23 protein-coding genes and 2 pseudogenes are annotated in these 23,973 nt (G+C 56.4%); 10 read left to right on the top strand and 15 right to left on the bottom strand.

The window, feature by feature from the left end; genetic code table 11:
- Window positions 1–61: 61 nt before the first annotated feature.
- The 4 genes from GLR48_RS20570 to GLR48_RS20555 form a co-directional block, all read right to left on the bottom strand.
- Window positions 62–295 (bottom strand): hypothetical protein, encoded by a 234-nt coding sequence (locus GLR48_RS20570; RefSeq protein WP_237064928.1) that lies wholly within the window; start codon window positions 293–295, stop codon window positions 62–64.
- Window positions 296–333: 38 nt separating this feature from the next.
- Window positions 334–987, bottom strand: coding sequence for a 5-formyltetrahydrofolate cyclo-ligase (locus tag GLR48_RS20565; RefSeq protein ID WP_237064925.1), 654 nt, complete (start codon window positions 985–987; stop codon window positions 334–336).
- Window positions 984–1,418: a PACE efflux transporter gene (locus GLR48_RS20560; protein ID WP_237064923.1), complete on the bottom strand. Its 435-nt coding sequence runs from the start codon at window positions 1,416–1,418 to the stop codon at window positions 984–986. Before GLR48_RS20560 ends, GLR48_RS20565 begins: the two co-directional genes overlap by 4 nt.
- A gap of 94 nt (window positions 1,419–1,512) precedes the next feature.
- Window positions 1,513–2,700: an HPP family protein gene (locus GLR48_RS20555; RefSeq protein WP_237064921.1), complete on the bottom strand. Its 1,188-nt coding sequence runs from the start codon at window positions 2,698–2,700 to the stop codon at window positions 1,513–1,515.
- A gap of 131 nt (window positions 2,701–2,831) precedes the next feature.
- Here GLR48_RS20555 and GLR48_RS20550 point away from each other — a divergent pair, with 131 nt between their 5' ends.
- Complete coding sequence (locus GLR48_RS20550) at window positions 2,832–3,542, top strand: FadR/GntR family transcriptional regulator (protein WP_237064920.1); 711 nt, start codon at window positions 2,832–2,834, stop codon at window positions 3,540–3,542.
- 303 nt (window positions 3,543–3,845) lie between these two features.
- Here GLR48_RS20550 and GLR48_RS20545 read toward each other — a convergent pair whose 3' ends face one another.
- Window positions 3,846–4,718, bottom strand: a complete 873-nt coding sequence (locus tag GLR48_RS20545; protein ID WP_237064918.1) for a LysR family transcriptional regulator — start codon at window positions 4,716–4,718, stop codon at window positions 3,846–3,848.
- A gap of 160 nt (window positions 4,719–4,878) precedes the next feature.
- Here GLR48_RS20545 and GLR48_RS20540 point away from each other — a divergent pair, with 160 nt between their 5' ends.
- The gene (locus GLR48_RS20540) at window positions 4,879–5,598 is read left to right on the top strand and encodes a putative quinol monooxygenase (protein WP_237064916.1); all 720 of its coding nucleotides are present in this window, start codon (window positions 4,879–4,881) and stop codon (window positions 5,596–5,598) included.
- Window positions 5,599–5,745: 147 nt separating this feature from the next.
- Here GLR48_RS20540 and GLR48_RS20535 read toward each other — a convergent pair whose 3' ends face one another.
- The 5 genes from GLR48_RS20535 to GLR48_RS20515 form a co-directional block, all read right to left on the bottom strand.
- Window positions 5,746–7,110, bottom strand: coding sequence for an ISNCY family transposase (locus tag GLR48_RS20535; protein WP_237064914.1), 1,365 nt, complete (start codon window positions 7,108–7,110; stop codon window positions 5,746–5,748).
- Between the two features lie 117 nt (window positions 7,111–7,227).
- Window positions 7,228–7,602, bottom strand: a complete 375-nt coding sequence (locus tag GLR48_RS20530) for a response regulator (protein ID WP_237064912.1) — start codon at window positions 7,600–7,602, stop codon at window positions 7,228–7,230.
- Window positions 7,599–10,781: a CheR family methyltransferase gene (locus tag GLR48_RS20525; protein WP_237064910.1), complete on the bottom strand. Its 3,183-nt coding sequence runs from the start codon at window positions 10,779–10,781 to the stop codon at window positions 7,599–7,601. Before GLR48_RS20525 ends, GLR48_RS20530 begins: the two co-directional genes overlap by 4 nt.
- Before the next feature lie 168 nt (window positions 10,782–10,949).
- Window positions 10,950–12,103 (bottom strand): IS3 family transposase gene (locus GLR48_RS20520; protein ID WP_237064908.1). Its coding sequence is split into 2 segments (ribosomal slippage): window positions 10,950–11,851 and window positions 11,851–12,103, totalling 1,155 coding nucleotides; the frame shifts between segments, so codons are not numbered across the junction.
- A 202-nt stretch (window positions 12,104–12,305) separates the two neighbouring features.
- A complete protein-coding gene (locus GLR48_RS20515) occupies window positions 12,306–12,788 on the bottom strand; it encodes a nucleoside deaminase (RefSeq protein WP_237064906.1) in 483 nt (160 codons plus the stop codon).
- Between the two features lie 66 nt (window positions 12,789–12,854).
- Between GLR48_RS20515 and GLR48_RS20510 the strand changes: the two genes are divergently transcribed.
- Window positions 12,855–13,274 carry a VOC family protein gene (locus GLR48_RS20510; protein WP_237064904.1) on the top strand — a complete coding sequence of 140 codons (420 nt, stop codon included), beginning with the start codon at window positions 12,855–12,857 and terminating at the stop codon, window positions 13,272–13,274.
- A 90-nt stretch (window positions 13,275–13,364) separates the two neighbouring features.
- Here GLR48_RS20510 and GLR48_RS20505 read toward each other — a convergent pair whose 3' ends face one another.
- The 3 genes from GLR48_RS20505 to GLR48_RS20495 form a co-directional block, all read right to left on the bottom strand.
- Window positions 13,365–13,568: a DUF2934 domain-containing protein gene (locus GLR48_RS20505; RefSeq protein ID WP_237064902.1), complete on the bottom strand. Its 204-nt coding sequence runs from the start codon at window positions 13,566–13,568 to the stop codon at window positions 13,365–13,367.
- Between the two features lie 372 nt (window positions 13,569–13,940).
- Window positions 13,941–14,180, bottom strand: a complete 240-nt coding sequence (locus tag GLR48_RS20500) for a hypothetical protein (protein ID WP_237064900.1) — start codon at window positions 14,178–14,180, stop codon at window positions 13,941–13,943.
- Window positions 14,177–15,397 (bottom strand): GAF domain-containing sensor histidine kinase, encoded by a 1,221-nt coding sequence (locus GLR48_RS20495; protein WP_237064898.1) that lies wholly within the window; start codon window positions 15,395–15,397, stop codon window positions 14,177–14,179. The genes GLR48_RS20500 and GLR48_RS20495 overlap by 4 nt, the downstream gene beginning before the upstream one ends.
- A gap of 211 nt (window positions 15,398–15,608) precedes the next feature.
- Between GLR48_RS20495 and rpsU the strand changes: the two genes are divergently transcribed.
- The 5 genes from rpsU (at window position 15,609) to GLR48_RS20470 (ending at window position 20,239) form a co-directional block, all read left to right on the top strand.
- The gene (gene rpsU / locus GLR48_RS20490; RefSeq protein WP_237064896.1) at window positions 15,609–15,815 is read left to right on the top strand and encodes a 30S ribosomal protein S21; all 207 of its coding nucleotides are present in this window, start codon (window positions 15,609–15,611) and stop codon (window positions 15,813–15,815) included.
- A 227-nt stretch (window positions 15,816–16,042) separates the two neighbouring features.
- The gene (locus GLR48_RS20485; RefSeq protein ID WP_237064894.1) at window positions 16,043–17,560 is read left to right on the top strand and encodes an ATPase domain-containing protein; all 1,518 of its coding nucleotides are present in this window, start codon (window positions 16,043–16,045) and stop codon (window positions 17,558–17,560) included.
- Window positions 17,557–19,017, top strand: a complete 1,461-nt coding sequence (locus GLR48_RS20480) for a sensor histidine kinase (RefSeq protein ID WP_237064892.1) — start codon at window positions 17,557–17,559, stop codon at window positions 19,015–19,017. Before GLR48_RS20485 ends, GLR48_RS20480 begins: the two co-directional genes overlap by 4 nt.
- Before the next feature lie 39 nt (window positions 19,018–19,056).
- Window positions 19,057–19,440, top strand: coding sequence for a response regulator (locus tag GLR48_RS20475; RefSeq protein ID WP_237064890.1), 384 nt, complete (start codon window positions 19,057–19,059; stop codon window positions 19,438–19,440).
- A gap of 91 nt (window positions 19,441–19,531) precedes the next feature.
- Window positions 19,532–20,239 carry a haloacid dehalogenase type II gene (locus tag GLR48_RS20470; protein ID WP_237064888.1) on the top strand — a complete coding sequence of 236 codons (708 nt, stop codon included), beginning with the start codon at window positions 19,532–19,534 and terminating at the stop codon, window positions 20,237–20,239.
- 60 nt (window positions 20,240–20,299) lie between these two features.
- Here GLR48_RS20470 and GLR48_RS20465 read toward each other — a convergent pair.
- Window positions 20,300–20,689 (bottom strand): annotated as a pseudogene (locus GLR48_RS20465) (redoxin domain-containing protein); the annotation flags it as partial.
- A 336-nt stretch (window positions 20,690–21,025) separates the two neighbouring features.
- Here GLR48_RS20465 and GLR48_RS20460 point away from each other — a divergent pair.
- Window positions 21,026–22,098, top strand: a pseudogene (locus tag GLR48_RS20460) (AI-2E family transporter).
- Between the two features lie 226 nt (window positions 22,099–22,324).
- On the top strand, window positions 22,325–23,026 hold the full coding sequence (locus tag GLR48_RS20455; protein WP_237064879.1) for a cobalamin B12-binding domain-containing protein: 702 nt from the start codon (window positions 22,325–22,327) through the stop codon (window positions 23,024–23,026).
- Window positions 23,027–23,230: 204 nt separating this feature from the next.
- On the opposite strand, the gene GLR48_RS20450 is transcribed toward GLR48_RS20455, so the two are convergent.
- Window positions 23,231–23,953 (bottom strand): DUF6602 domain-containing protein, encoded by a 723-nt coding sequence (locus GLR48_RS20450; protein WP_237064877.1) that lies wholly within the window; start codon window positions 23,951–23,953, stop codon window positions 23,231–23,233.
- Between the last annotated feature and the right edge of the window lie 20 nt (window positions 23,954–23,973).

The raw sequence follows: 23,973 nt of genomic DNA, 5'->3' as shown, positions 1-23,973 counted from the left end.
TTGAAATTTCGGAACAAGCGATTTTCAGAAAGTCATGACACTGGCGAAAGTGCAGAAGTCTTCAATCGTTGGTGGAGGCGCGAGACAGTATTCGCACGGAAAGTCTCGCCGCATATTGATTGGCCTGATGTGATAACATATCGCGACGCTGGTGGTTTAGCCCCGACCCTGAAATTGGGAGAACCGCAAGATCTTGCGATAAACTCCACACATATTCAGGAGGTTGAGACATTGCCACCACATCTGAAACACTGGAAATAATTTTCTCGAATACGGCCTGCATTTCATTTTGCATTGATGTGGTAATCTGTTGGGGTATTTAAATCATTTGCCTTATCGTTGGATAGTTGTACCGTCTGACAGAATGACAGTATCCATCGGAATATCCCATGGCATCGGAAATATTGTTTTCGTGCGGCAGTTGGAAAAGCCGACGCCGACGAGCCGCGGGCGTGGGTGCATGTGCGCCAGAGTGCGATCGTAGTAGCCGCCGCCATTACCCAGGCGATAGCAGTCCTCGTCAACCCCCACGAGTGGCGCGATGACGGTATCAGGTTGTGCCGTCTCACTGTCAGCTGGCACGAGAATGTTCCAGAATCCCCGCATCATGCGGCAGTCCGGTGACCAGATCCGAAAGTCGAGCGGCGTGTTTTCTTCCACGACCACAGGCAGAAGGATTTGGGCTCCGGCATTATGTGCTTGCAACATCCAACCGCGAAGATCCGGTTCGCCACGGATGGGCCAGTAGACCGCAATGCTCATTCCCGGCATTGGTTCCACTGCCCTGCCAAGGGTTTCGATTAAAGCATCAGTCTCGCCCTGACGTTTATCGGCGGAAAGAGCGCGGGCGGCGATGAGGCGTGATCGTTCAGCGCGACGGAATCGGGCAACGTCGCGCACCGTTTCAAGATCGACAGGATGACCATCGACCAGCAGGTGCGCGAAGCAGGGCGCCGAGCCGCCATCCGCTGCATCGTCGTCAGTCACGCTGGCCTCCACTGGGATCGTTGTGGTGGATACACCGTATCATAGCCCCAGGTGAACACGAACGTGTAAGCCATGTAGAAGGCAGCAAACGAGATCTCCATGCCGAATGCAGCGACCAGTGAAATGTGGAGCCACCACGCAAAAAGCGGAAATAGGAGCGCGAGCAGCGTCACCTCGAACAGCACTGCATGGGCAATTCGCAAGGGCACGGTTTTGTGGGCGTCGCCACCGCGCGTTCTTTGAAGGACACGATCGAAGCCCAGGTTGAACAGATAATTCCATAGGGTTGCTGCCGTGGCACCCAAGACGGTCAACCCGCCCATCTCGCCCAGCGAGCGGTCAAAAATCCACGCAAACAATGGCGTGACAATAACAATGCCGAGAACCTCAAAGCTAATGGCCTGACGTATGCGATCGGCGGTATTGCGCATCGGATAGTCCTCTTTTGATGGCGGGTTCGAGGGATATTTCCCGGGGGAGATTTGTTCCCGCAGCGGGCACGGAATGAGAAGTTGGAGGGTCTTGTCAGGCTGCGGTTCGCTCTTCTGCTCCACGCAGCAGGAGCCGGATGATGTCCGACCGGGTCAGGATCCCTGCGAGCCGATCCTCACGTAAGACGGGGACCACTTCGCTGCCATGGGCGGCCAGACGATTCAGCAAAACACCGACTGGCAAATCGTGAGGGACTGCGCGCTCCGCAGGACGCATGACATCTGCAGCAAACTGCGCAGTTTGTCGTTGTCGCCCCGTCGCAGTGAGACCACTCGTCGCAACCGCAGCCAGAAGGTCTGCCTGCAGCACGATGCCCTGCAGGGTCATGTCTTTGCCGACCACTGGCAGGCTTTTTATCGCGTGCTGCCGAAAGCGTTTCAGGATCTCCGGCAGGGGCGTGTCTGGTCGCACGGTGATGAGATCTGTTGTCATGATGTCTGCACAGAGCGTGCCGTCGAACCGATGTTCAACGGCTTCTGCCTCGGCGGCAGCGAGCAAACGGCCAAGGTCCGCAACGCCCACGTTTGTGGATTGGTTGAAACGCGCCAGCAGTGCACCCAACTGCGCATTGGAGAGACCGAGCCGATGGGCGTGATCCTGTACATCGTCAGGCTTGGGTTGTCGGAACGGATAAACCCGACCGGTGAGGTGATTATAGAATATTGCTGCCACGACGAGGATCGCTGTCAGCACACCGATCGGCATCACGGGGAAGAGGAGACCTGCGTCTTGGGCCGAGGAGGGGTCGAGTGCCGTCAGAAGGGCGACCGCCCCGCCCGGCGGGTGGAGCGCACGGAGGAACATCATTGCTGTGATCGCGCCGCCGACGGCCACCCCGACCGTCCAGGGTGCAGGCACGAAGTTGATCGCGAACATGGCGACGACTGCAGCGACCACGTTACCGACGATCGCAGACCACGGCTGTGCCAATGGGCTGTTAGGTACGCAGAAGACCAGTACCGCCGTCGCCCCCAGCGGCGCGACCAGAAAAAGCGCCGATCCGCCCATGACCGCGTCGATGCGCACCACCAGCGCGCAGAGGCTGATCCCAACCAAGGCTCCGAGACCTGCGCGAAGCTGCTCGCGACGCTGAAAGGCCGGGAGAGCAGGATAGAGGTGGTGCAGCGCGTGCATCTTGATCAGCCTTGTCGTTTTGCTGGCGCGGAAGTTCTGCGCACCTTTTAGGGGTGTTTGCCTTATTTTAAGGCGGAACGGAAACATATAACGTAAGGCAGGCCGTGCATCGTAAAATCTGCGGCAACTCGAGCCGGCATTTGAAGTGTGGGGATGATTGGATGAGCTTTCACGTGTCTCGGGTGGGTCCAGTTTGTTGGTCTGAACCGGAGAATTGAATGCAAATTGGAAAAACGGTGGCCCTGGCATCGTTGCGGAGCCTCATGGAGGTCGAGGCACCTGCTCCTGGGGATCGACTACCGACGGAACGACGTCTGGCTGACATGATTGGTTGCAGTCGAGAGACGTTGCGGACAGCGTTGGCCACGTTGGAATCCGAAGGCGATATCTGGCGCCGTGTTGGACAAGGGACATTTCGCGGCCGGGCTCCTATCGGTCAATCTGTGCGCGATACGATACTGCTGGAGGCGACGACACCGGTCGATCTCATGGATGCCCGCTGCCTTCTGGAGCCGCAGGTTGCGGCCGCCGCCGCCAATCGTTGCGAGAAGGATGATATCGATCATCTCCGTCGTCGCGTTCTCGAAGGGCGCGCGGCGCGTGACCGTGCTGCATGTGAGCGGGCTGACGATGCATTTCATCAAGCTGTTGCGCAAGTCACGCGGAATCCCGTTCTCATTGCTTTGCTGCGCCATTTCTCCAACACGCGATGCCGGGCTGTCTGGCAGCGCGAATGGGACCGCACGTATCGCCGGGTTGGCGTGGATGAGTTCCGGCAGTTACATTCCGACCAGCATCATGCCATCGTGGAGGCGATCGTACGTGGTGACGGACCTGCCGCATATCGCGAAATGGCGCAGCATCTTCATTCGGTGCGACAGGCGATGGGCTCAACGACCGAGGTAGATTCAATCATACAGTATCCTTAAATCTTGCGCACCTAGTCCGGCCGGATGGTCATTCAGCAGAGATATTAAACGACGGCAAGAGGTGAAATGGCAGCATTACTGATGTTGCAACCATCCAGAAATGTCACCCGCTGCGCAAAGCAGGAATGTCACCAAGAGCGCCGGCGGTAGCAAGGCTTAGCAGCCCGGAGACCTCAAATATCGCAGGGATGATAAGCCTTGCGGGATCGCTCAGCGGACGTTCGGGCGAGACGCGGCGAAGGTCTGGAAAGAGCCCGGAGTCACTAATGCTGCGCGATGGGCAAATGTCGGTTACCGACCTCACTACGTCGGCGTGCGCGCCATCTCACGGATCAGATCATTTGTCTCTGGTCTCGTCGTTTGGTGCCGATATCGAAGGGCAAAAACAGTTCTTGATATTTCAAGGCCATCGATGGGTTTCGACACCAGGCCCATGTCCGAAGGAATAGCGGTGGCTGGCAGGATCACCGCACCTGACCCTTGTCGAGCAAGCTCAACTAACCAATCCACGCGATTTGACCGATAGGCCGCGTAGAGTTCGTAACCCTGATCCGCGCATATCCCATGCAAAGCATCCCGCATTTCGCAGTTTAGTCGGTCAAGCATGTCAGTTTTAGCAAGTGTCGAAAGAGAAATTGCATTTAGTTCAGATAAAGGATGCGACTTTGCCACCACGATCTTGTAGTCCTCTTCATAGAGATGGTCTATACGATAGAGGTCTTCGCTGACCTTTTCCGCTGTGACAACAACGTCAAATTTACCATCGCGCAACCCGGCAAGAAGCTCGGAGGATGACGCAACGATCAATTCAATTTCGGCTTGCGGCAATCGCCTCCGCGTATGCTCCACAGCTGCCGAAATCCTATTGTGGCCAATCGTTTCACCGACACCGACAGAGATTGGAACACGCTCGAGGCGCACATGACGGACCGCCTCGGCCTTCGCCTGTCGCGTCTCATCATGAACCCTCTGCAATCTTGGTTGCATGAGTTTTCCGAGGGCCGTAAGCCTGCATCCAGCACGGTCCCTGACAAACAGGTCACCTCCAAGCTCGTCTTCAAGCTTCTTGATCGCCGTCGTCAAGGACGGTTGGGCGACATTTGAGGCACCGGCAGCATGGGTGAAGTTTCGGTGCTCGCAGACAGCGAGAAAATACCTGATCTGGTTCATTTCCATCGCCGCATCCTCCGCCACATCTCAGTTCTGATCATCAAAGCAATTTCGATAGCTCCTGTCTATCGAAGAATAGGATTTTGGAATTGGAGTCCGAGGCATCCGGCATGGTAAAAGTGGGCATCGAGACCGAACTGGATGCACTTCAAAACAGGAGACGACCATGAAAACGCAGATCGTTCAGACATGCGCCGCACTGGCTTTGCTCACAACTTCCGCAACTGCACAGGACAACCCAATGGAAAATCATACTGCCAGCTACATCGCCATGCCCGCCGCCGAAGGCCAGACCGGAGCCTTCGCGGAATTTCTGGCTGGTGCCGCACCTATCGTGGGAGAAACAGAGCCGGGCACGGTCCTTTGGTTTGCTCTGCAAGCCAACGATACGCTCGCAATCTTTGACATCTTCGAAGATGGAGAAGCACGCGACGCTCACTTCTCGGGAGCAGTTGCTGCGGCTTTGAACCAAAACGCCGCCACGCTGGTCGACGGAGGATGGGACGACGGTGTTGTCGCGAATATCAACAACTCCGATGTCTTGTCGGTAAAGGCGCCGGTTGATCTCTATACAGCAACGACCGCAACTTACATCAAGCTCGAAGCTGCTCAAGGCAAAGGCCCCGAATTGGCAGCCTTGCTGACCGCCGCCGGCCCCATCGTCGCAGATACTGAACACAAGACATTGTTCTGGGCGGCGCTACAGATTGACGAAAACAACTTCGCCATCTTCGACATCTTTGCCGACAACACTGGCCGCGAAGCGCACTTTGCCGGACAAGTCGCCGGTCTCCTGAATGAAAAGGCTGCAGAATTGGTCTCTGGCGGATGGGACGACGGTGTGTTGGCAAACGTCCACAATTTCGACATCCTCGCTACCAAGTAATCTTGTGACTTGAGAAAGAAGTGCCCGGTGCAATCCATCGGGCGCTTTGCTGTTTAAATTTAGATTCACGCCAAAGCGGCCGTTCGAGTAACCGCAGCGAACTGGCGTTTTGTCCGCATAGCCGACCTTTGGCTAGATTATCTAACGTCAGCTTTCGGACCCGGTCTGTGCCGCAGCTGCGCGCTTTGCCGCGTAATACAACTCCAGCTTGGACGGTCGGCCGGGTGAGCGACCATTCTTGACGTAGCCGTTCTTGGCACTGACAGGTTTGACCTTCGGCTTTGGTGCAGCCTTGTCCTGCTCCTCCTTGATATGGGCCAGGACGGCGCTGAGGTGCTTGTTCTCGGTAATCGCCGCATGGGTGATCCGGCGCTCGGGGTTCATGATCGTGTAGGGCAGGGCGACACCTTTGGCGCGGACCTGGACGCGTCCGTCGGCCAGTTCGTAGACATCGACATATGTCCCGGCAAGGTCGCGTGTCAGATCGTTCACCGTCAGCTTGATCCGTTTGCGGTCGTATTTGAGCATCAGATCCTTGGTCACATGGCGTTTGTCGCGCAGGCAGAAGACTTCGCTCAACCGGTCCGGTGCGATGTTCAAAGCCCGGTGCAGGTTGTCCGACCGGGCCGGGGCCTTTGCGAATTTGGCGTTGTAGCGCTCGATGAAGCCCGGAAGAAACAGGTTTCCGTCTTCGATTGAGGATATGTCGGCGAGACGCAGCTCCTTGACCAGCCGATCCTGCAAAGTGCGGTTGGCGCGTTCTACACGGCCCTTGGCCTGAGAGCTGTTGGCGCACGGTATCTCGATGTTCAGCTCGGCCAGCGCGCGACCGAACTGGGTCATTCCCGTCATGTGCTGGTTCGGCTTTGCAACCCGAAAGGCCGTGTGTTTGTCGCTGTAGAACGCCACGGGGCGGCCGTATTTGAGCAGGTAGCTTTCCAAGGCCTCGAAATAACTGAACGTGCTTTCGGAGGGCACGAACCGCAATTCCATCAACATGCTGGTCGCATCGTCAATGAAGACGAGCAGGGTGCAGGGATCGGCGCGATCCTCGAACCACCGATGATCCGACCCGTCGATCTGGATCAGCTCGCCAAAGCATTCCCGGCGTGATCTGGGCTGATGGAACGTGCGGCGCTGCTTGCGTGACAACCACAGACCTGCGTCCTGCATCCATTTGCGCAATGTCTCATGCAAGACCTTGAACCCGTGATGTTCCGCCAGCATCTCGGCCGCCAGTGTCGGTCCGAAATCCTCATACTTTTCTTTGACCAAGGCCACAGCATAGTCGCGCTTGGCGTCATGGATCTGATTGTTAGGCGCCTTGCCGCGCGCCTTGTGCCGGATCCCGGCGCCGCCTTCGGTGCGGTACGTCTTGAGCAACCGAAACATCTGCCGCCTGGTCACGTCCAACAGGTTCGCGCCGTTCTGAACGCTCAGCCGTCCATCATCGACCTGCGCCAACACCTCGATCCGGTGGAAGTCGCGCTCGATCATCATCACCCATCTCATGTCCGTTCTCTCTGCTTGCAATCTTCGGCAGGGAGAGTGACATTCCTGAATTGCACACGGGTGACATTTTAGCTTTGCGGCTTCAACGTCTGTTGCCGATAATTATAATTATGTGAATCAGTATCGCTGGTTAACTTTAGCGGCCAAGACATCAATGAGCGTTTGAGGATCGTACGGCTTGCTGTGAGCTTCCCAATGAGGACAGTCATCCGGGATGGCCTTTTGGCCGTAGCCGGTCAGCAGAATGAACGGGACGCCGCGCGCTTCCAACTGCGTGGCAACCGGAAATACCTTTTCTTCTGCAACATTGACATCAAGCACGGCCAGATCGATCTCTTCGTTTCTGGCGGCTACGAGTGCTTCAGCTACGCGTGAGAACGGTCCCACGACGATACAGCCTTCGTCCAGCAGCAAGTCTTCCATCATCATTGCCAGCAGGAATTCGTCTTCGACAACCAAGACGCGCTTACCGTCCAAATGTGGATTGGTCATTGTTCATCTTTCTTGGACGGGGCCTTGATCGCGCCAGACTTCAGAGGTGCCCGTAAGCGTGCGCGAAGGCCGGAGGGAGCAAACTCCAGATCGACCGTACCAGACAGATCATGGGCCAGACCGCGTTCGATCAGCGTTGTACCGAAACCGCGTTGTGTTGGCACGGTTACTTGGGGGCCATCGCGCTCAACCCACTCCATGACCAGTTCATCGCTGTCGGTTCCGGTTTCTACAGCCCACGTCACTAGAACACTGCCGTCCTGAACCGAAAGTGCACCATATTTTACAGCGTTGGTGGCCAGCTCATGGATGGCCATCCCAATCGCAAGTGCACCGCGTGGATCAAGTGGGATGGGTGGCCCGTCCAAAATCACGTTCGGCTTGTCAGTTGACACGAACGGCTTCAGCTCCTCCTCAATGACATCGCTCAGGCGGACTTCGGACCAGCTTTCTTCGCTCAGTAACGTGTACGCAGCGGTCAAGGCATGGACCCGCCCGAGGAACACCTCGGAAAATTCTTCCAGCGTGCCCGCACGTCGCAAGGTTTTTGTCGCAAGGGAGACTACGACGGCCAACATGTTTTTGACGCGATGATTCAGTTCATCGACCAGCAACCGTTGGTGCGCCTCGGCTTCGACGATCATCGTGACGTCGACAAATGTGATCACTGAACCGTCGACGCTGCTGTCGGGCGCACGATAGGGCAGGATGCGCACGAGGTAATGGGCCTGTCCATCGTCCCGGGTGACGCGGCGCTCGATCGGCTCCAGCGTTTGCACGACTTCTGCCACGTCATCGCGTAACCCGGGATAGTCGAGGCGACTGACGATATTCGTCAGCGGACGTCCTCTGTCAGTGGGGATCAGACTGTAAATTTTGGCGACATCCGGTGTGAACCCGCGGATGATCATGTCCTGGTCCAGAAACACGGTCGCGACACGCGTACTCTCGAACAGGTTGCGCAGGTCGCTGTTTGCACGGTCAAGCTCATCGACCTTTGTCGAAAGCTGAGCATTGATGGTCTGCATTTCCTCGTTGATCGACTGGATCTCTTCCTTGGAGGTTTCCAGCTCCTCGTTACTGGACTGCAATTCTTCGTTGACAGAATGAAGCTCTTCGTTCGAGCTGCGCAATTCTTCAAGGGCGGTTTCATGTTCTTCGTTCAGCGACTGGAATTGTTCCTGCGCGTCGCACATCTCGCGTTCCATCTGCGACACCAGACCCAAAGCATCATCGTCAGCACTGATTGCGGCGGTGCTTGGACGCTTGACGCCCGTGTCCTTGGAGACGATCAGATACGGTCGCGTGTCCTGCGGTCCGGGCAGGGGTTCAACGATCAGTGTCAGGGCAACCTGTGCACCGTCATCGGTCTCTATGGTAGCGGCCTGATTGATGGGTCGCCCGGATTGCACTGCACTTCGCAATGCCGCCCGCAGACTGAGTTGCAACCCGCGGCGGGCCAGATCGAACACGCTCTGGCTCGGTGGGCCGAGGGCAGGCTGCAGGTAACCTCCGACGTGGCTGGAGTAGTGGATCAGATTGCCGTCTGCTGTTACGACGACATAGGGCAATGCGAAACGTTCCAATACCCGTGCGCTTGCCTGGTTCAACGCCCGGGACCAGTCCGATTTGGCGCCATCCGTGCGCGTCGCCGTCGCGCCATCCGCTTTTTGTGCCACGTCCGACAAGGAATGGTCGATTGTTCGTGCAGGGACGTGTCGCTGAGGGCTTGGGCCAGCACGACGCGCGAAAATCCGGTGCTCCTTGTCAATCGGCGCAAAGAGGTCGTCATGACGTGCCACGGATTCTGAATTACCCAGCAACAGGACCCCGTCCGGGACCAACGAATAATGAAACGCCGGAATGACCGAGGCCTGCAAATCGACGTCGAGATAGATCAGCAGGTTGCGGCAGGAAACCAGGTCCATGCGAGAAAATGGCGGGTCGCGTACGAGACTGTGCGCAGAGAAGGTGCAAAGGTCGCGCACTTCTTTCGTAATGATGTAACTGCTTTCCTGACGCATGAAGTAGCGGTCGCGTCGCGCAGTTGAGAGCCCTTCGAGCAAGGTTGCCGGATAACGTCCTGCGCGGGCTGTCGCTATTGCAGGTTCATCGATGTCCGTCGCGAACAGCTGGACTTTGGGAACCGCATCGAGCGCATCCATGTGTTCACGCAGCAGGATCGCCAGAGAGTAAGCTTCCTCGCCGGTGGCACAGCCAGGAACCCAGACACGTACCGTATCGGACGCGCCCTTCCCAGCGAACAGACGCGGAATGACAGTTTTTTCCACGGCCCGGAAGGCGGCTTCGTCCCGGAAGAACTGCGTGACGCCGATCAGCAGATCGCGAAATAAAAGCAATGCTTCGGCATGGTCAGCGTCAATGCGGGTGACATAGGCGGCAATGCTTCCGATTCCGAGAACCTGCATTCTGCGCTCTACCCGGCGCAGGAAGGTCTTGTCCTTGTATTGGCTAAAATCGTGGCCGACACGGGCGCGCAGCGTTTCGCAAATCTGCAACCGGGCGTCATTGATCTGGCTGGGCGAGGGGCGGCGCTTCGGATCCGGGGCAGGGGTGTTGCGCATGGCCATGATATGCTGCGCCATGTTTTCGACCGACGCGACGATATCCACGGCCCCGGTGGCAATTGCGCTGCTTGGCATCCCGGTATGCTGAGGGGCCGTGCCATCGCTGCCCTGCGCGAGTGTAAAACCACCCTGCGCCTTGATCGCCTTCATGCCAAGCGATCCATCATGACCTGTACCGGAGAGGATTACGCCGATCGCAGCGTCGCCAAGGTCAGCGGCCACACTGTCGAAGAACGTGTCAATCGGTGTCGCCTCCCGCGGCACGTCAACGGCGAGCTGCCGCAGATGGAGCTTGCCACCAGCAAGTGTGGCGATGACGCCAGGCGGGATGACGTAAACCTGGTTGGCCAACAACACGACATCATCGGTCGCTTCGCACACAGGCATCTGCGTCCATCGGGAAATGATGTCTGTCAGCATGCTTTTGCGGTCGGATGCGAGATGCAGCACCACCACGAAAGCCATGCCACTTTCATCGGACATCGTGCTGAAGAACAGTCGGAATGCCTCGATACCGCCAGCTGAGGCACCGATCGCGACTACCCGTACGCTGATTTCTTCATGACGAGCGTCTCGTGTTCGTTCCGTCATGGTCGTTTTACCACATTCATTGGGCTGGAGGCAAACTGATGAAGTTGAACGTAGCGTAGGATGCCAGCTTTGAAAGCGGTTCTTCACACGCTTTACGGTCAGGATTGCACGTCGGCTCGGGACGAAGGGTGAGGTGCTCCCCATCTCTTGGACAGGATCTGGCGCTTTTTAAGCTCTGATCTGCTCCTGCTGATCGGGTTGCGTTGCTTGGATTTGCAGCGAGTAGATCACTGCCGGTGGCTGTCCGCCAAGGGCTTTGTGCGGGCGGCGGTGATTGTAGAATTCCACCCAGTTGCGGACACCCGCGCGGGCCTGGGACCCGCTTTCCCAGGCGTGGAGGTAGACGCACTCGTATTTTAGCGTCCGCCACAGTCGTTCGATGAAGATGTTGTCCAGATAACGGCCCTTGCCGTCCATCGATATGCTGACGCCCGAGCGGCGCAAGCGGTCTGTCCACGCAAACGAGGTGAACTGCGATCCCTGATCGCTGTTCATGATGTCAGGTGGCCTGAACCGATAGATGGCCTCGTTCAGCGCCTCGACGCAGAAGTCGGCGTCCAGCGTGTTCGAGATCCGCCACGACAGAACCATCCGGGTATGCCAGTCCATGATCGCCACCAGATAGAGGAACCCGCGGCGCATCGGCAGATAGGTAATGTCTACGCACCAGACCTGGTTTGGCCTGTCTACCCGCAGCCCCCGCAGCAGATAGGGGTAGGTCTTGTGCCCCTTCGCCGGCCTGCTGGTGTTGGGTTTCTGATAGATCGGCATCAATCCCATCAGCCGCATGAGCCGACGGACGCGCTTCTCGTTCACTGCATGGCCTTCGTTGCGCAGGTGCCATGTCATCTGGCGGACGCCGAAGAACGGTGTCTCGAGAAACTGCACGTCGATCAGCTGCATCAGCGCGAGGTTCTGCTCGGTTTCGCCCTGCGGCGTGTAGTAGAACGACGACCGCGGTATCGACAGAAGCGCACACTGCTGGCCGATCGACAGGTCAGGATGGTCGCGTTCGATCATGGCGCGCCTCACTTCCCGCCCCAGGGCTTGAGCTTTCGTTCCAAAAAAGAGTTGGCCACAGCCAGCTCTCCGATCTTGGCATGCAGATCCCTGACCTGGTCTTCATCAATGACGGGTGCCTTGCGGCCGCCACGTTCGAAGACACCGGACGCGCCATCCAGCAGCGCACGTTTCCATTGATTGATCATCGTCGGATGCACACCGAACCGGCTCGCCAGCTCCGAGACCGTCGCCTCGCCTTTCAGCGCCTCCAGCGCCACCTTCGCCTTGAACTCAGGGGCATGTTGCTTTCGCTTCGTCATCTTCGATCTCCTTCGTGGTGAAGATCAGCAGACAGCAATTCAGAGCTTACGTCAGTGTCCAGTTTTCGGGGGTCACCTCAGGGGATTAAGATAGCCGTTAGCTCGACCCGCCTGGGCTAAAAATGTCGGGCAGTCCCTCCGCCATAGCGAAAGATCAATTAGCGGGGATGACCGGTATCGGTTTAAACATGCAAGACTGTGCTCACTCATCACCAGTTGCATAGAGATGGACGACCTCTTCCTCCAACACCCCGCCGATAAACGTGAATTGTTCACCTGCTTCTTGAAATGCATCAATGGTCAGGCGAGGGAACACAAAATACTTCCCGGCGACGTTGGCCTGCCGGGCACAGAAGATGACACGTGTAATGCCGGCAAACCGCATCGCCGACAGACACATCTCGCAGGGTTGTAACGACGAGATCAGGGTGCAGACCGACAACTGCTTTCGATTCATGCTCTGCGTCACCCGCGAGATCAGGACCATTTCGGCATGCTGCGTTGGATCGCCCTGCAGGTTCACCTCGTTTTCAGCAATCTCTACGATGCTGTCACCACTGACGATCGCGGCAGCGATACCGGTCCGATCGGCATCATGTGAAGCGTCCAGCGCCCGCGCGACAACGCCGCGCACGGCCGCCTCCTCTGTCGGGGTTAGGTGAAAGTCATTTTGCAGTGTCGACATTTGCCACTCCTGATGCGGATCTAAGTAATGTTATTGATACAGTGAAACACGTAAGCGGGGATATCAGTGCCAGACCTTATCGGAATATTGGAAACCTCGATTTACTGCGACGATCTGTCGGTATCCTGCGCATTTTACGAAGACGTCATGGGCCTTGCAGAGTTGAAGAAGACGGATCGGTTGTGCGCCTTCGATGTCAGCGGGCGCAGCGTCCTGCTGCTGTTCCTGCGCGGCGCTACTGCGGAAGGTGCTGTCGCCGATGGCGACAATGACATTCCTGGCCACGACGCCGATGGACGCATCCATTTTGCGTTTGAATCGACGCACGATGAACTCGATATGTGGATCGCGCATCTTGAAAAGCACGGTATCGACATCCTGAGCCGGACAAGCTGGATGCGCGGAGGCAAAAGCATTTATTTCCGCGACCCTGATGGCCACCTGCTGGAAATTGCGGCATCGCCGGGGCTTTGGCCGGGGCACTGATAATCTGGGACCGACACCATGGTCGTCATGGAAATTCAGGAACGGAAATGGTTGTAGACTTAAATCCCGTCCCTGACCGGCTCCTCATCATCAGACTGGTTTTGCGGCTTTACCGAGTTTGGAAGATGTAAGTTTTTCCTCCGACGCGGCGGTCGCGTCAGAGGACACCACTTTCTCTTGAAGGGCCTGCTCCGCCTCGAACCAGAACCGGTCAGCGTCGCCATCGGGTCGCCCGGCAGCCTCCCAAAGCGCGTGGGCGTGAGCGGCAATTTGGTCTTGTCGATCCGTATTCATGGTCCAGTCCTCCGTCGGGTTACGATGTCTGGACCGGTAACATCTGATGATGACCCGAGGTTCCTCGGGCCCTGGTGTTCGATGAAGCTGAAGACCTGACGATCATCGTCGTGTCCGGGAGTGATACACCGGACGGAGGATGCGGGGTACGTTAATAAGATTTTTTTAGGCGAGATCATTTACTGCACAATGAACGTCCCGAACGTCGTGCAGATCATAACGTGGCAGCCATACTGTTAGACGGTCTTATCTATATATATATTATAAGACAGAGGCTTGCGCGACGTTGCTCATCCAGCGGATGATCGTGTCCGACCTGATTAATCATCGGGGTCGGTATCTTCAGACTTTCTTGGCTGGCCGGACGATCGATTAAAACTTGTCTTTCGTTTTCGCCGTACCGCTGCCTGCTTTACCCTGTGAGGATCCAACGCCAGCGACGACATCCGCCTCCTTTGCGAGACGGGCTGCGCGGAGTTCCAGGGCCTTGGTCAAGCGTTTTTCGGCGGCTGCATCGAGTTCTTCCCGAACGACACGTGTGGTTTTCTCCATCGTTGTTTCGGGCCGGGGCTCCGCTTTTGGGATAACGTATATTTTTGTCGGAACGATCATCGCTCAAGTTCCTTCTGATGTTTGGTGTAGCAGGACGCTCCGTCCATGTTTGGCATTTGAAGTGTAAAGATGGTCTCGTCGTCGCGTGAGGCGACCGTCAGCGTGCCACCATGTCCGGCCGCAATCTCGGAAGCGATGAACAGTCCTAAGCCCAAGCCCTCCCGGCTGGGGCGATCGCCACCGCGTTCGTATGGCTTGAACAGGTTTGGTAGCATGGCATCGGGTATCTTGGCTCCGCCGTTTGCGACAGACAGGCTGAAAACGTCGTCCGTGACCATGGCTTTTACTTTGATGGGAACGCCCTCGGGGCCGTGCGTCACGGCATTTCCTAGGAGGTTGGAGAACAGCTGCGCCACGCGGGGCGTGTCGCAGTATACGGGGAGAGGAAGATCAATGTCGGCTTCTATGGGCTGATCGGGTGCGACGGCCTGAAGTTCCCCGATGATCTGGTGCAACGATGCCCCCAGATCGTGTGTCGGAGCCCGTTCGATGACGATCCCGCTTCCCCTGCGCTTGCGGGCCTGATCCAAAAGGTTCTCGATCAGCAGGGCCATGCGATTCACCGAGGCCCGCATCAGGCCGACGAGGCTCACGGCTCTTTCGTCGATCTCGTATCGCTCCATCATCCGCAGACCTGCCGTCAAAGCGCTCACCGGGTTGCGCAGGTCGTGCGCCAGAATGGCGATGAACTGTTCCTGCGTTTCAGCAAGTGAACGCTCGCGATCGAGCTCATCCCGGCTCTTTGCAAGAGCTTCATCAGCATCGAGGACTTCACCGACCATCTGGGCAAAAAGCCGGAACATCGACAGGACACGATCTTCCTTCAGCATGTGGGGTGCGGGATCGATAGCGCAGAGCGTGCCGAAGAAGGAGCCATCAGCCTTGCGGATCGGGATAGAGATGTAGCTGCGGAACCCATAGCGTGATGGACAATGGTGATTGACGTACACCGGGTCGCTATCGACGTCGTCGATGACAATCTCATGGTCATACTGTCTGACCTCATTGCACAGCGTGCTTTCGACCTCCAACTCGTCGCCTGGTTTGAGACCAAAAGATATGTGGTCGACGGCCCGGCAGGTCACCCAGCGCGACTCCGTCACGCGTGCGACGGCGGCAAACCCCATGCCGGTCGCAAGCATCACGGTTTCGAGCAAAATCGGCACAGTGGCGCTACGGCCAATCGCATCGATGTCATTTTGGAAATCGTGCTGCATAACTGAACTGCTTTTACTTTACTTTGAGGATTGACCATTTTCCTTGTGAAACTCGCTCAACCTAACGATATCGTCCTATAAACTGATTTTAGCTATAGCAGATCATCCGTCGTTCTGCGTCAGAAAGCGTCGATCAGAGTGAAATCAACTTGCTAAATCGCGGATAGCTCATATTTTCGTTCGTTGATTTTACCTCTGTGGGGCATCGAATATGCTGGTCAGCGTCCGCGATAACAATGTCGATCAGGCGCTGCGCGTCCTGAAGAAAAAACTTCAAGGCGAAGGCGTGTTCCGCGAAATGAGGCTCAAGCAACATTTCGAGAAACCTTCAGTACGCAAGGCGCGTGAGAAGGCAGAAGCCATTCGCCGGCAGCGTAAGCTGGCCCGCAAGAAGGCGGAGCGCGAAGGCCTTTTATAAGGTCAGCCAAAGGTTGCCGTACTTATCAGTCTGCAACGGAAGTGCGATGGCGCTGACGGCGTTTATTGATCGGCGGCAGCTATAGGCCGTGCTTGGGCTCGGAAACGGGAACGGGACGAACTGCTTTGTCAGGTGGATGCGGTCAACGCTGGTTATAAGTCTCTGGCTTTAATGTAGTGTCGGCCTTGGCCCTCTCAGGGCTAGTAAATTTATAGGAACTGTAATCAATGTCGGAGAACGCTTTGGGTGAACCCCAACCAAGATTGCTGACCGGGACGCACGGGTTGGACGAGGTTCTCAGAGGTGGTTTGACGCCAGAACGCCTTTATCTCGTAGAGGGCACGCCAGGTGCCGGCAAAACCACGCTTGCGCTGAAGTTTCTGATGGAGGGTCGTGAGGACGGTACTCGCGGTCTATATATTACCCTCTCAGAGACTGAGGCCGAGCTGCAGTCCGTCGCAAGGTCTCACGGCTGGACTCTGGACGGCATCGAGCTTTTCGAAATGGTGGCAGAGGATGAATTCGGGGCCGATCACGAACAGACGCTGCTACATTCCAGCGACGTCGAGCTGGGCGAAACAGTCCGGGGCATCATTGAACTTGTCGAGCGCACGGACCCATCCCGCGTCGTCCTGGATAGTCTGTCGGAGTTGCGGCTTTTGGCCCAAAACCCCTTACGTTACCGTCGCCAAATTTTGGCATTGAAGCATTTCTTCGCACGCCGAAAATGCACGGTCCTGATGCTCGACGACCGAACGGCTGAGCCTGGCGATCTGCAACTGCACTCCATTGCGCACGGGGTAATCTCGCTCGAACAACTCGCGATTGATTATGGGGTGGAGCGTCGGCGTCTACGTATCGTTAAGATGCGGGGCCTGAAATATCATGGCGGCTATCATGATTTTACAATCGAGTCCGGTGGGATACGTGTCTATCCTCGCCTGATCGCCGCTAATCACAAACGCAGTTTTTCCAGCGAGCCGGTCACAACTGGCCTCGATGCTCTGGACGCGCTTCTCGGTGACGGGTTGTTCCCGGGCACCAATACCCTGTTGGCTGGCCCGGCGGGTGTTGGCAAGACGACGACAGCTATCCGTTGCATGATGGCCGCGTTGAAACGCGGTCAGAAGGCCGCGTACTTCCTGTTCGACGAGCGGCTGTCCACCTTGATGATCCGGTCGAGGGCTCTGAACATGGATCTTCAGCCATTCATCGACGATGGACTTCTGAATATCCGTCAGATCGATCCGGCCGAGCTGTCGCCTGGTGAGTTCGCCAATGCTGTACGAACGGCCGTAGAGGTCGATGATGCCAGTCTCGTCATAATAGATAGCCTCAATTCGTATTTGCACGCGATGCCGAGCGACAAATTTCTCGTCCTACAGATGCACGAACTCTTGAGTTATCTGGCGCAACAGGGGGTCGTGTCCCTGATGATTTTAGGACAGCATGGCGTGACGGGTGATCTGCGCTCGGATATCGACATCAGCTATCTTGCCGACACGGTCATGATGTTGCGGTTCTTCGAGGCGGCAGGTCAGGTCCGCAAATCTATTGCGGTCATCAAGACCCGGACCTCCGACCACGAGCGCAGCATTCGGGAGTTCAAAATTGACAGCACCGGTATCACGGTCGGCGATCCGATCCGGGACTTCTCCGGCATTTTGTCCGGGGCACCTGTCTATACGCCAACCAATGGCAATCTGATGTCCCTGGAGGTGGAGAGCGAGACCAAAACGTCGTGACGAAGGATTTCGAAAAATCGACCATGACGGATGGTTTTCTCACTGATCCGACGACGTCGGTGGCCATTCTCGCACCGCGTGGCCGCGATGCCACTGTCGCGACACAGCTGCTGCACAACGCCGGGCTGAGCGCTGTCATAGCGGGATCTCTGAATGATTTAGCAGATCTCGTCAGCGCACAGGTCGGCGCCGTCCTCGTCACGGAAGAGGCCCTAACAGGCGAGGGCGCCGACAGACTCACAGATGTTCTCGCGGTGCAGCCGCCATGGGCCGATATCCCCTTCATCGTTCTCGCAAGTGGCGGGGTACGCCGCAGGTCCCAGCAATCTGCGGCGCGCATCGATGCTCTGCGAAACGCTGTGCTTTTATCCCGACCCCTCCATGCCGAGGAACTGGTGCGCTCTGTCAAATCTGCTCTTACGGCACGTGCGCGGCAGCACGAGGCACGGGAGCACCTTGAAGAACTTGAACTGCGGCAACTGCAGCTGCAGGAAAGTGAAGCAAAGTTTCATGCGATCTCCGATTCCGTCGATCAGATGATCTGGTCGACGCTGCCCGACGGCTTCCATGATTACTACAATCGACGCTGGTACGACTTCACCGGCGTTCCCGAAGGCTCCACTGATGGAGAAGGATGGAACGGTTTGTTCCACCCTGACGATCAGGAACGGGCATGGGACGCATGGCGACATAGTTTGACGTCAGGCGAGCCATACGCGATCGAATATCGCCTGAAGCATAGGTCAGGCGACTATCGCTGGGTGCTGGGCCGAGCCCAGCCAATGCGGGATGCGGCTGGCCGGATCCAGCGCTGGTACGGCAGCTGCACGGACATTCATGAGATCAAGGTTGCGCAGGAACAGCGTCAACTCATGCTGGCCGAGATGAACCACCGGGTGAAGAATACCCTGGCGATGGTGCATGCTATGGTCTCACAAACGCTTCGTCAGGCTGACAGTCTGGACGATGCCCGGACATCGATTCAGTCCCGCATCAGCATGATGTCACAGGCACATGACCGACTGATCCAGACGACCTGGACGGAAACCTTTATCGCAGACGCCGTTGAGGCGGCGCTCATTCAGCACCAGACTAGCGAAGGGCGTTTTCGCATTGACGGGCCAAGTCTGCCAATTGGGTCCAAGCAAGCGTTGGCGCTTACAATGGCGCTTCATGAACTTGCAACAAATGCCACAAAGTACGGAGCGCTCTCCGTCGAAGAGGGACGGGTTAGGATTACCTGGCAAATCGATCATGGCAGCCCGGATCCAGTCTTCAGATTTGTCTGGCAGGAGAGCGGCGGACCCCAGGTTGCCAAACCAACGCGGCGCGGTTTCGGCAGTCGGATGATCGAGCAGGCACTCGCCGGGTATTTCCTCGGAACAGCGGAACTGGTTTATGACCCGGACGGTTTGTTGTTTAATATGACGTCACCTTTGACCGGCCTTACAGCATGACCGAGTGGGACCCGACGTCCGAGAAACGAAAGAACAGCCATGACCGGCGAAACGAAACTGCTTCCAGCTGTCCTGGTTGTCGAAGATGAACCACTAATCCGCATGGAAGCGGTCGACATGATCGAGGATGCAGGGTTCCGAGTGTATGATGTTGGATCAGCCGACGCAGCCGTCGTTCTTTTGGAGCGACATGACGATATTGGCATCCTGTTCACCGACATCAACATGCCAGGCTCCATGGACGGCTTACAGCTTGCGACTTGCGTCAAAGATCGCTGGCCGTCGGTTGGCATCGTCATCGCGTCCGGCATAATTGATTACAAGGAAATGGAGTTGCCGAAAGGGGCTTCGATTTTTCCGAAGCCCTATCCTACGGACAAGATTGCAAAAGCGCTCAGCGATATAGTGGCGGGTATCGCGTAAGCCACCCAGTCGACTTCGCGCGCAACCGGGAATAATGTTTTGGCGCTATGCACGCCATCAACTTATCCCGATATCGGAAAGCGAATAAACCTTGCCCTACATCGGAAACCCTTCGGTCATTGTGTTCGACGTCAATGAGACGCTTCTGGACCTTACCACTCTGGAGCCCGTCTTCGATCGCATATTTGGTGATGCCGCCGTTATGCGCGACTGGTTCGCCCAGCTCATCCTCTATTCAGAAGCATTGACGCTTTCAGGTCTCTATACCCCGTTCGGCGAACTCGCGGGGGGAACACTGCGTATGGTGGGTGAGACAAAAGGGATCGAAATTCGTGACAGCGATATTGACGATCTGAAAGACCACATCGGATCGATGCCGGCTTTGTCCGATGTCGCTCCCGCACTGGAGAAGCTGCACAACGCCGGGTTCCGACTGGTGACGCTGACAAATTCGCCGCCCGGGCCGTCTCCGAAGCCGCTTGACCGCGCAGGACTTTCGGGGTTTTTTGAACGGTCTTTCAGCGTAGACGACGTCGGCAGGTTCAAGCCTGCGCCTGAGACATATCAGTCAGTCGCACAGACGCTGAATGTGGATCTGGCCGACCTTTGCATGGTGGCCTGTCACTTATGGGATACGATCGGCGCTCAGGCGGCAGGATGTGCAGGTGCGCTGGTCGCACGACCCGGCAACGCGGTGATGCATGCTGAGGGTGTACCTTTGCCCGACATCGTCTCCGAGAACATGGTGCATCTAGCCGACCAAATCATCGCGCTTTGGGCAACCCCGCAAACAGAATAGGGTTGTCACTGGGGTATGCTGCCAGCCGTCATGGCTGGCAGCATCATTCGTCGCTATGGCTCAGGCGGTGTACGTGCCGCGCACCGGATAATCTTTCTGCCGAATGAACGTCAGCCCATCGAGCAGACCTTTCAGGGCAGGGCGCGAAAAGGGGGCATTCGATACATCCACGATCTGCAGTTTGCCGTCACCGCGCACGACGAAAGTCGCCGGCTCTGCAAAGGGACGGTCTGTTTCTTCCGGACTACGTGGGTCAGAGATGAAGACACCAAGCTGCGCCATCTGGTTGAGGCTGAGATCATAGCCGATGGTGCCTTCATAGCCGATGTCGTTCGCTGAGGCTTTTGCCTTCTCTTCCGGATCTGCAGAGACCCCGAGCACGTCGACATCGATCGCGGCAAAATCGCTCAACATGCCGTTCAGCTCAGTCAGGTAGGATTTGCAGATTGGGCAGTGTTTGCCGCGCTAGACGACGACCAATTGCCAGTCACCGCGAGCCTCATTCGCCTTACCAATTTTGATGTCTCCACCGGTGAGCGTGGGTACGGCAATGTCCGGAAACGTACCGTTGGGAACAAGAGTATTTGGCATATCAGGTGTCTTTCAGTGTCAGTTCTAGTGGTAAAACCTCCCGGCACGCCCGCTCGTTCCATGTGTCGATCTGAAGTAAGCTGATTAAACAGGATCATAAAACGTTCGTGGTCTCGTTGACGAAAACCAGAAGCGCCGATAAAGTTTTAGAGGTTTTCGGTCACTCATCGTCAGCTGATCTCTGTCAGGTCTACCATGAATCGAGCCAGCCATATCAAAGCGATCCGCCGCAGTCTGATCGTCGTCACGCTGATCGCCCTTTCGGCGACATGCTATGTGGCCCGGGACGTCCTGCTACCGATCTTGTTAGGTTTTCTGATCACCCTGACCCTGTCTCCGATATCCCGTGGCTTCGCCAGGATCGGCGTACCGCACTGGGTGTCCGCCATAGGTCTCATCGGCGCGACTGCAGTTGGCATCGCGGCCGCGGCCTACTTTTCCAGCGCTACGATCCTAGGCTGGATGGACAATGCAGACGCAATGCGATTCGAGCTTCAAGCCAAGCTCAGCGGCGTCTTCCAGCAATTGGAGCAGGTGCGAGAAGCCAGCCAAGCGGTCGCGGACGTAGCCGGGTCCGATCCGGTGGTGCAGGAAGTGGTCATTCAGCGGCCAACGCCGGTCGGCGGCGCGCTGAGTGCTGTCAGCGGTATCGGGGCTACCCTCGCCGTGGCGCTGGTGCTGGCGGGGTTCCTGCTTGCCTCTGGCCACATGTTTTACATTAAGATCCTTCACTCGCTCCGGACGCTCAGCGACAAAAAGCGTGCTTTGACGATGGTCCACGACATTGAGAGGTGCGTATCACGTTATCTTCTGACCATTGCACTGATTAACGCGGGTCTCGGAATGTGTGTTGGCCTCGCACTGTTCGTGATCGGCATGCCTAATGCCTATATCTTGGGAACTGCGGTCTTCCTGCTGAACTTCCTGCCCTTTGTCGGCGCCCCCATCGGCGTGGCCCTGGTGGGTGCGTTGTCAATTTTAACCTTCGACAGCCTCTCCTACGCCGCGCTGGCGCCGGCCGCCTACCTTATCCTGAACGCCCTGGAGGGAGTTTTGTGACCCCGGCGCTACTCGGCCACCGGCTGGAATTGAATACCGTTGCGGTCTTCCTAACTGTGGTGACGTGGGGCTGGCTATGGGGAATTCCCGGTGCCCTCATCGCCGTCCCGGTCCTCATCGTGTTCAAGGTCGTCGCCGACAATGTCGAAGGAATGAAGGTGGTCGCAAATTTTCTGGGTGCTGGAGAAACTGCGCCGCACGAGCACTAAAGTGGCCGCAATCAATCGACGCTTCCGACGGCCGTGAAGCAGAATGTCGATGCCCCGTGGGAACATATCTCATCCCGGGGGAGGGAAATCTGCAATTTTCTGGTGGGCTCCAGATGTTAGATCGTCGGCTCTAAACGCAGAGGATCGGGAGAACGCAACAGCATCCAATTTGGGAACAGAAGGTCGAAATTTATGTTGGGTCCCAGTTCTAAGCGGGAATAATAAGTTGCAACTCTCCACCGAAGACCGGGACTGGCTCGGTCAAGAGTTTATGTTCGGAGGCGCTGCGGGCGGGCGGGCGGCCATTGCGAGCTTGTTTCCAACCAATTTGACACGGCGCGAGCTGTGCCTGGATGTCCTCCGTCCAGTCGCAGATCACCTCGGGGCGATGTGGCTGAGGGATGAAGTAACATTCATGAGCGTTCGCGTGGCGACTTCGCGGATGGAAGCGTTGCTTCAAACGACTGCCGACCCAGCTGATGTCCTCATCACCAAGAAAAGGAAACAGGCCGTCTTCGCGAGCGTTCCCGGCGACGACCATACGTTTGGCATTCAGATGGCGGCAGATCTGCAACGCGCGAAAGGTTGGGACATTCAGCTTGTGGCCAACGCGAACGTAGCTGACCTACTGGCGGAAATTGTGCACTCTCCCGCGGAAATTCTGGGTCTTTCAATCGGGTCGAGTTCATCGATGCACGCGCTTTATACAACGGTGCGGATGGTAAAGTTGCACCGGCCCGATATAAAAATTCTCGTTTCTGGTGCCCTCGTAGGCATCGATGCTCTCCCTATCGAGCGCCTCAGTGTGACGGCACGTGCGGATTGTTTCGAGCGGGCGGAGACGTTGCTCGACACAATGCTGGATACTACTCCGACGCGAAGCACTTACTCTGATGTTGTGACAGTCCTTCCGCCTAACTTTTCTTAATTTTTTATGGGGTCCTATACCCACTAGTTTGGATATCGATCCGGCGCCAAAAACGTCACCGTTGACAGAATGGGTCAGCATCACTGACTTCTCGCATAAGGTAAATTATGTAATATGTACCTCATGGTAAGATATCTCGGTATTCGTGTGGCTGACGTATGCGAAATGCCGATCTAAGATGCCATGCCAGTTTGGACGCAATTTCTATTTTGTGAGCCATCTCGCGTAAGCATCAATATCGATCATGGGAACGGTACCGCTAAACTGAAGTCTTGAGATCAGCTTGAACAAAAATGCGGTCGCGGGTTTGCCCTCATTCACCATTTCATATGCGCCGTCATTTTTGTGGACGAAGTGGCCGTAAGATGCAACGCATCCGATATCGAGCTGTTGGTCCTGCTCACCAGTAGCAAGCGCCTTTTCGAAGGACTTACCGAGCGCGGGATTCCAGTCGCTATCTAGTGAAAGAAGACCTCCGATTATGGGTATCAGAGGTTTGGCAGGATAAGTTCCCCCCGCATGTGGAATCGGCAAGCTCGTGCGATGAAGCTTTCTTACCGAAGCTACTTTCGACTGCGCATAGTCCACCAACTTCGCGTTCGCTGTCTGCTTGGCTTCAAAAACCGCATAGACACTTTCAGCCGGTATAATAAGCTCACCTTCAAAATTGAAGATGAATGGTGAATATTGACGATCAAAAACAACCACATCAATCTGCTGACTAAAGGATCCCTTGCTGTCGACAACAAATGCTTTGGCGACCTGATATCGCTCCGGAAGATATTTCTGGAGTAATTCTAGCCATATTTTTTCGCTCGCGTCGCCCTTTGAAACTGGGTGGGAAAGAGCTTCGCGAGCCGCAGCCAGACGTCGTTGTATATCCTCATGCAATGAGGAAAGAATAATCTGTAAAGACCAGTCTGCCATCGAAATCCACTCCAGTAATT

It is taken from the genome of Loktanella sp. M215, assembly GCF_021735925.1.
Taxonomy (GTDB): Bacteria; Pseudomonadota; Alphaproteobacteria; order Rhodobacterales; family Rhodobacteraceae; genus Loktanella.
Note: the sequence above shows the minus strand (reverse complement) of the source record. Positions and strands in the feature narration are given on the sequence as shown.

What these genes read in the sequence shown, in the direction of transcription:
- GLR48_RS20570 (WP_237064928.1), bottom strand. Translation starts at nt 295, where the DNA reads ATGCAAAATGAAATGCAGGCCGTATTCGAGAAAATTATTTCCAGTGTT.
- GLR48_RS20560 (WP_237064923.1), bottom strand. Translation starts at nt 1,418, where the DNA reads ATGCGCAATACCGCCGATCGCATACGTCAGGCCATTAGCTTTGAGGTT.
- GLR48_RS20555 (WP_237064921.1), bottom strand. Translation starts at nt 2,700, where the DNA reads ATGTTTCCGTTCCGCCTTAAAATAAGGCAAACACCCCTAAAAGGTGCG.
- GLR48_RS20550 (WP_237064920.1), top strand. Translation starts at nt 2,832, where the DNA reads ATGCAAATTGGAAAAACGGTGGCCCTGGCATCGTTGCGGAGCCTCATG.
- GLR48_RS20545 (WP_237064918.1), bottom strand. Translation starts at nt 4,718, where the DNA reads ATGGAAATGAACCAGATCAGGTATTTTCTCGCTGTCTGCGAGCACCGA.
- GLR48_RS20540 (WP_237064916.1), top strand. Translation starts at nt 4,879, where the DNA reads ATGAAAACGCAGATCGTTCAGACATGCGCCGCACTGGCTTTGCTCACA.
- GLR48_RS20535 (WP_237064914.1), bottom strand. Translation starts at nt 7,110, where the DNA reads ATGAGATGGGTGATGATGATCGAGCGCGACTTCCACCGGATCGAGGTG.
- GLR48_RS20530 (WP_237064912.1), bottom strand. Translation starts at nt 7,602, where the DNA reads ATGACCAATCCACATTTGGACGGTAAGCGCGTCTTGGTTGTCGAAGAC.
- GLR48_RS20525 (WP_237064910.1), bottom strand. Translation starts at nt 10,781, where the DNA reads ATGACGGAACGAACACGAGACGCTCGTCATGAAGAAATCAGCGTACGG.
- GLR48_RS20515 (WP_237064906.1), bottom strand. Translation starts at nt 12,788, where the DNA reads ATGTCGACACTGCAAAATGACTTTCACCTAACCCCGACAGAGGAGGCG.
- GLR48_RS20505 (WP_237064902.1), bottom strand. Translation starts at nt 13,568, where the DNA reads ATGAATACGGATCGACAAGACCAAATTGCCGCTCACGCCCACGCGCTT.
- GLR48_RS20500 (WP_237064900.1), bottom strand. Translation starts at nt 14,180, where the DNA reads ATGATCGTTCCGACAAAAATATACGTTATCCCAAAAGCGGAGCCCCGG.
- GLR48_RS20495 (WP_237064898.1), bottom strand. Translation starts at nt 15,397, where the DNA reads ATGCAGCACGATTTCCAAAATGACATCGATGCGATTGGCCGTAGCGCC.
- rpsU (WP_237064896.1), top strand. Translation starts at nt 15,609, where the DNA reads ATGCTGGTCAGCGTCCGCGATAACAATGTCGATCAGGCGCTGCGCGTC.
- GLR48_RS20485 (WP_237064894.1), top strand. Translation starts at nt 16,043, where the DNA reads ATGTCGGAGAACGCTTTGGGTGAACCCCAACCAAGATTGCTGACCGGG.
- GLR48_RS20475 (WP_237064890.1), top strand. Translation starts at nt 19,057, where the DNA reads ATGACCGGCGAAACGAAACTGCTTCCAGCTGTCCTGGTTGTCGAAGAT.
- GLR48_RS20450 (WP_237064877.1), bottom strand. Translation starts at nt 23,953, where the DNA reads ATGGCAGACTGGTCTTTACAGATTATTCTTTCCTCATTGCATGAGGAT.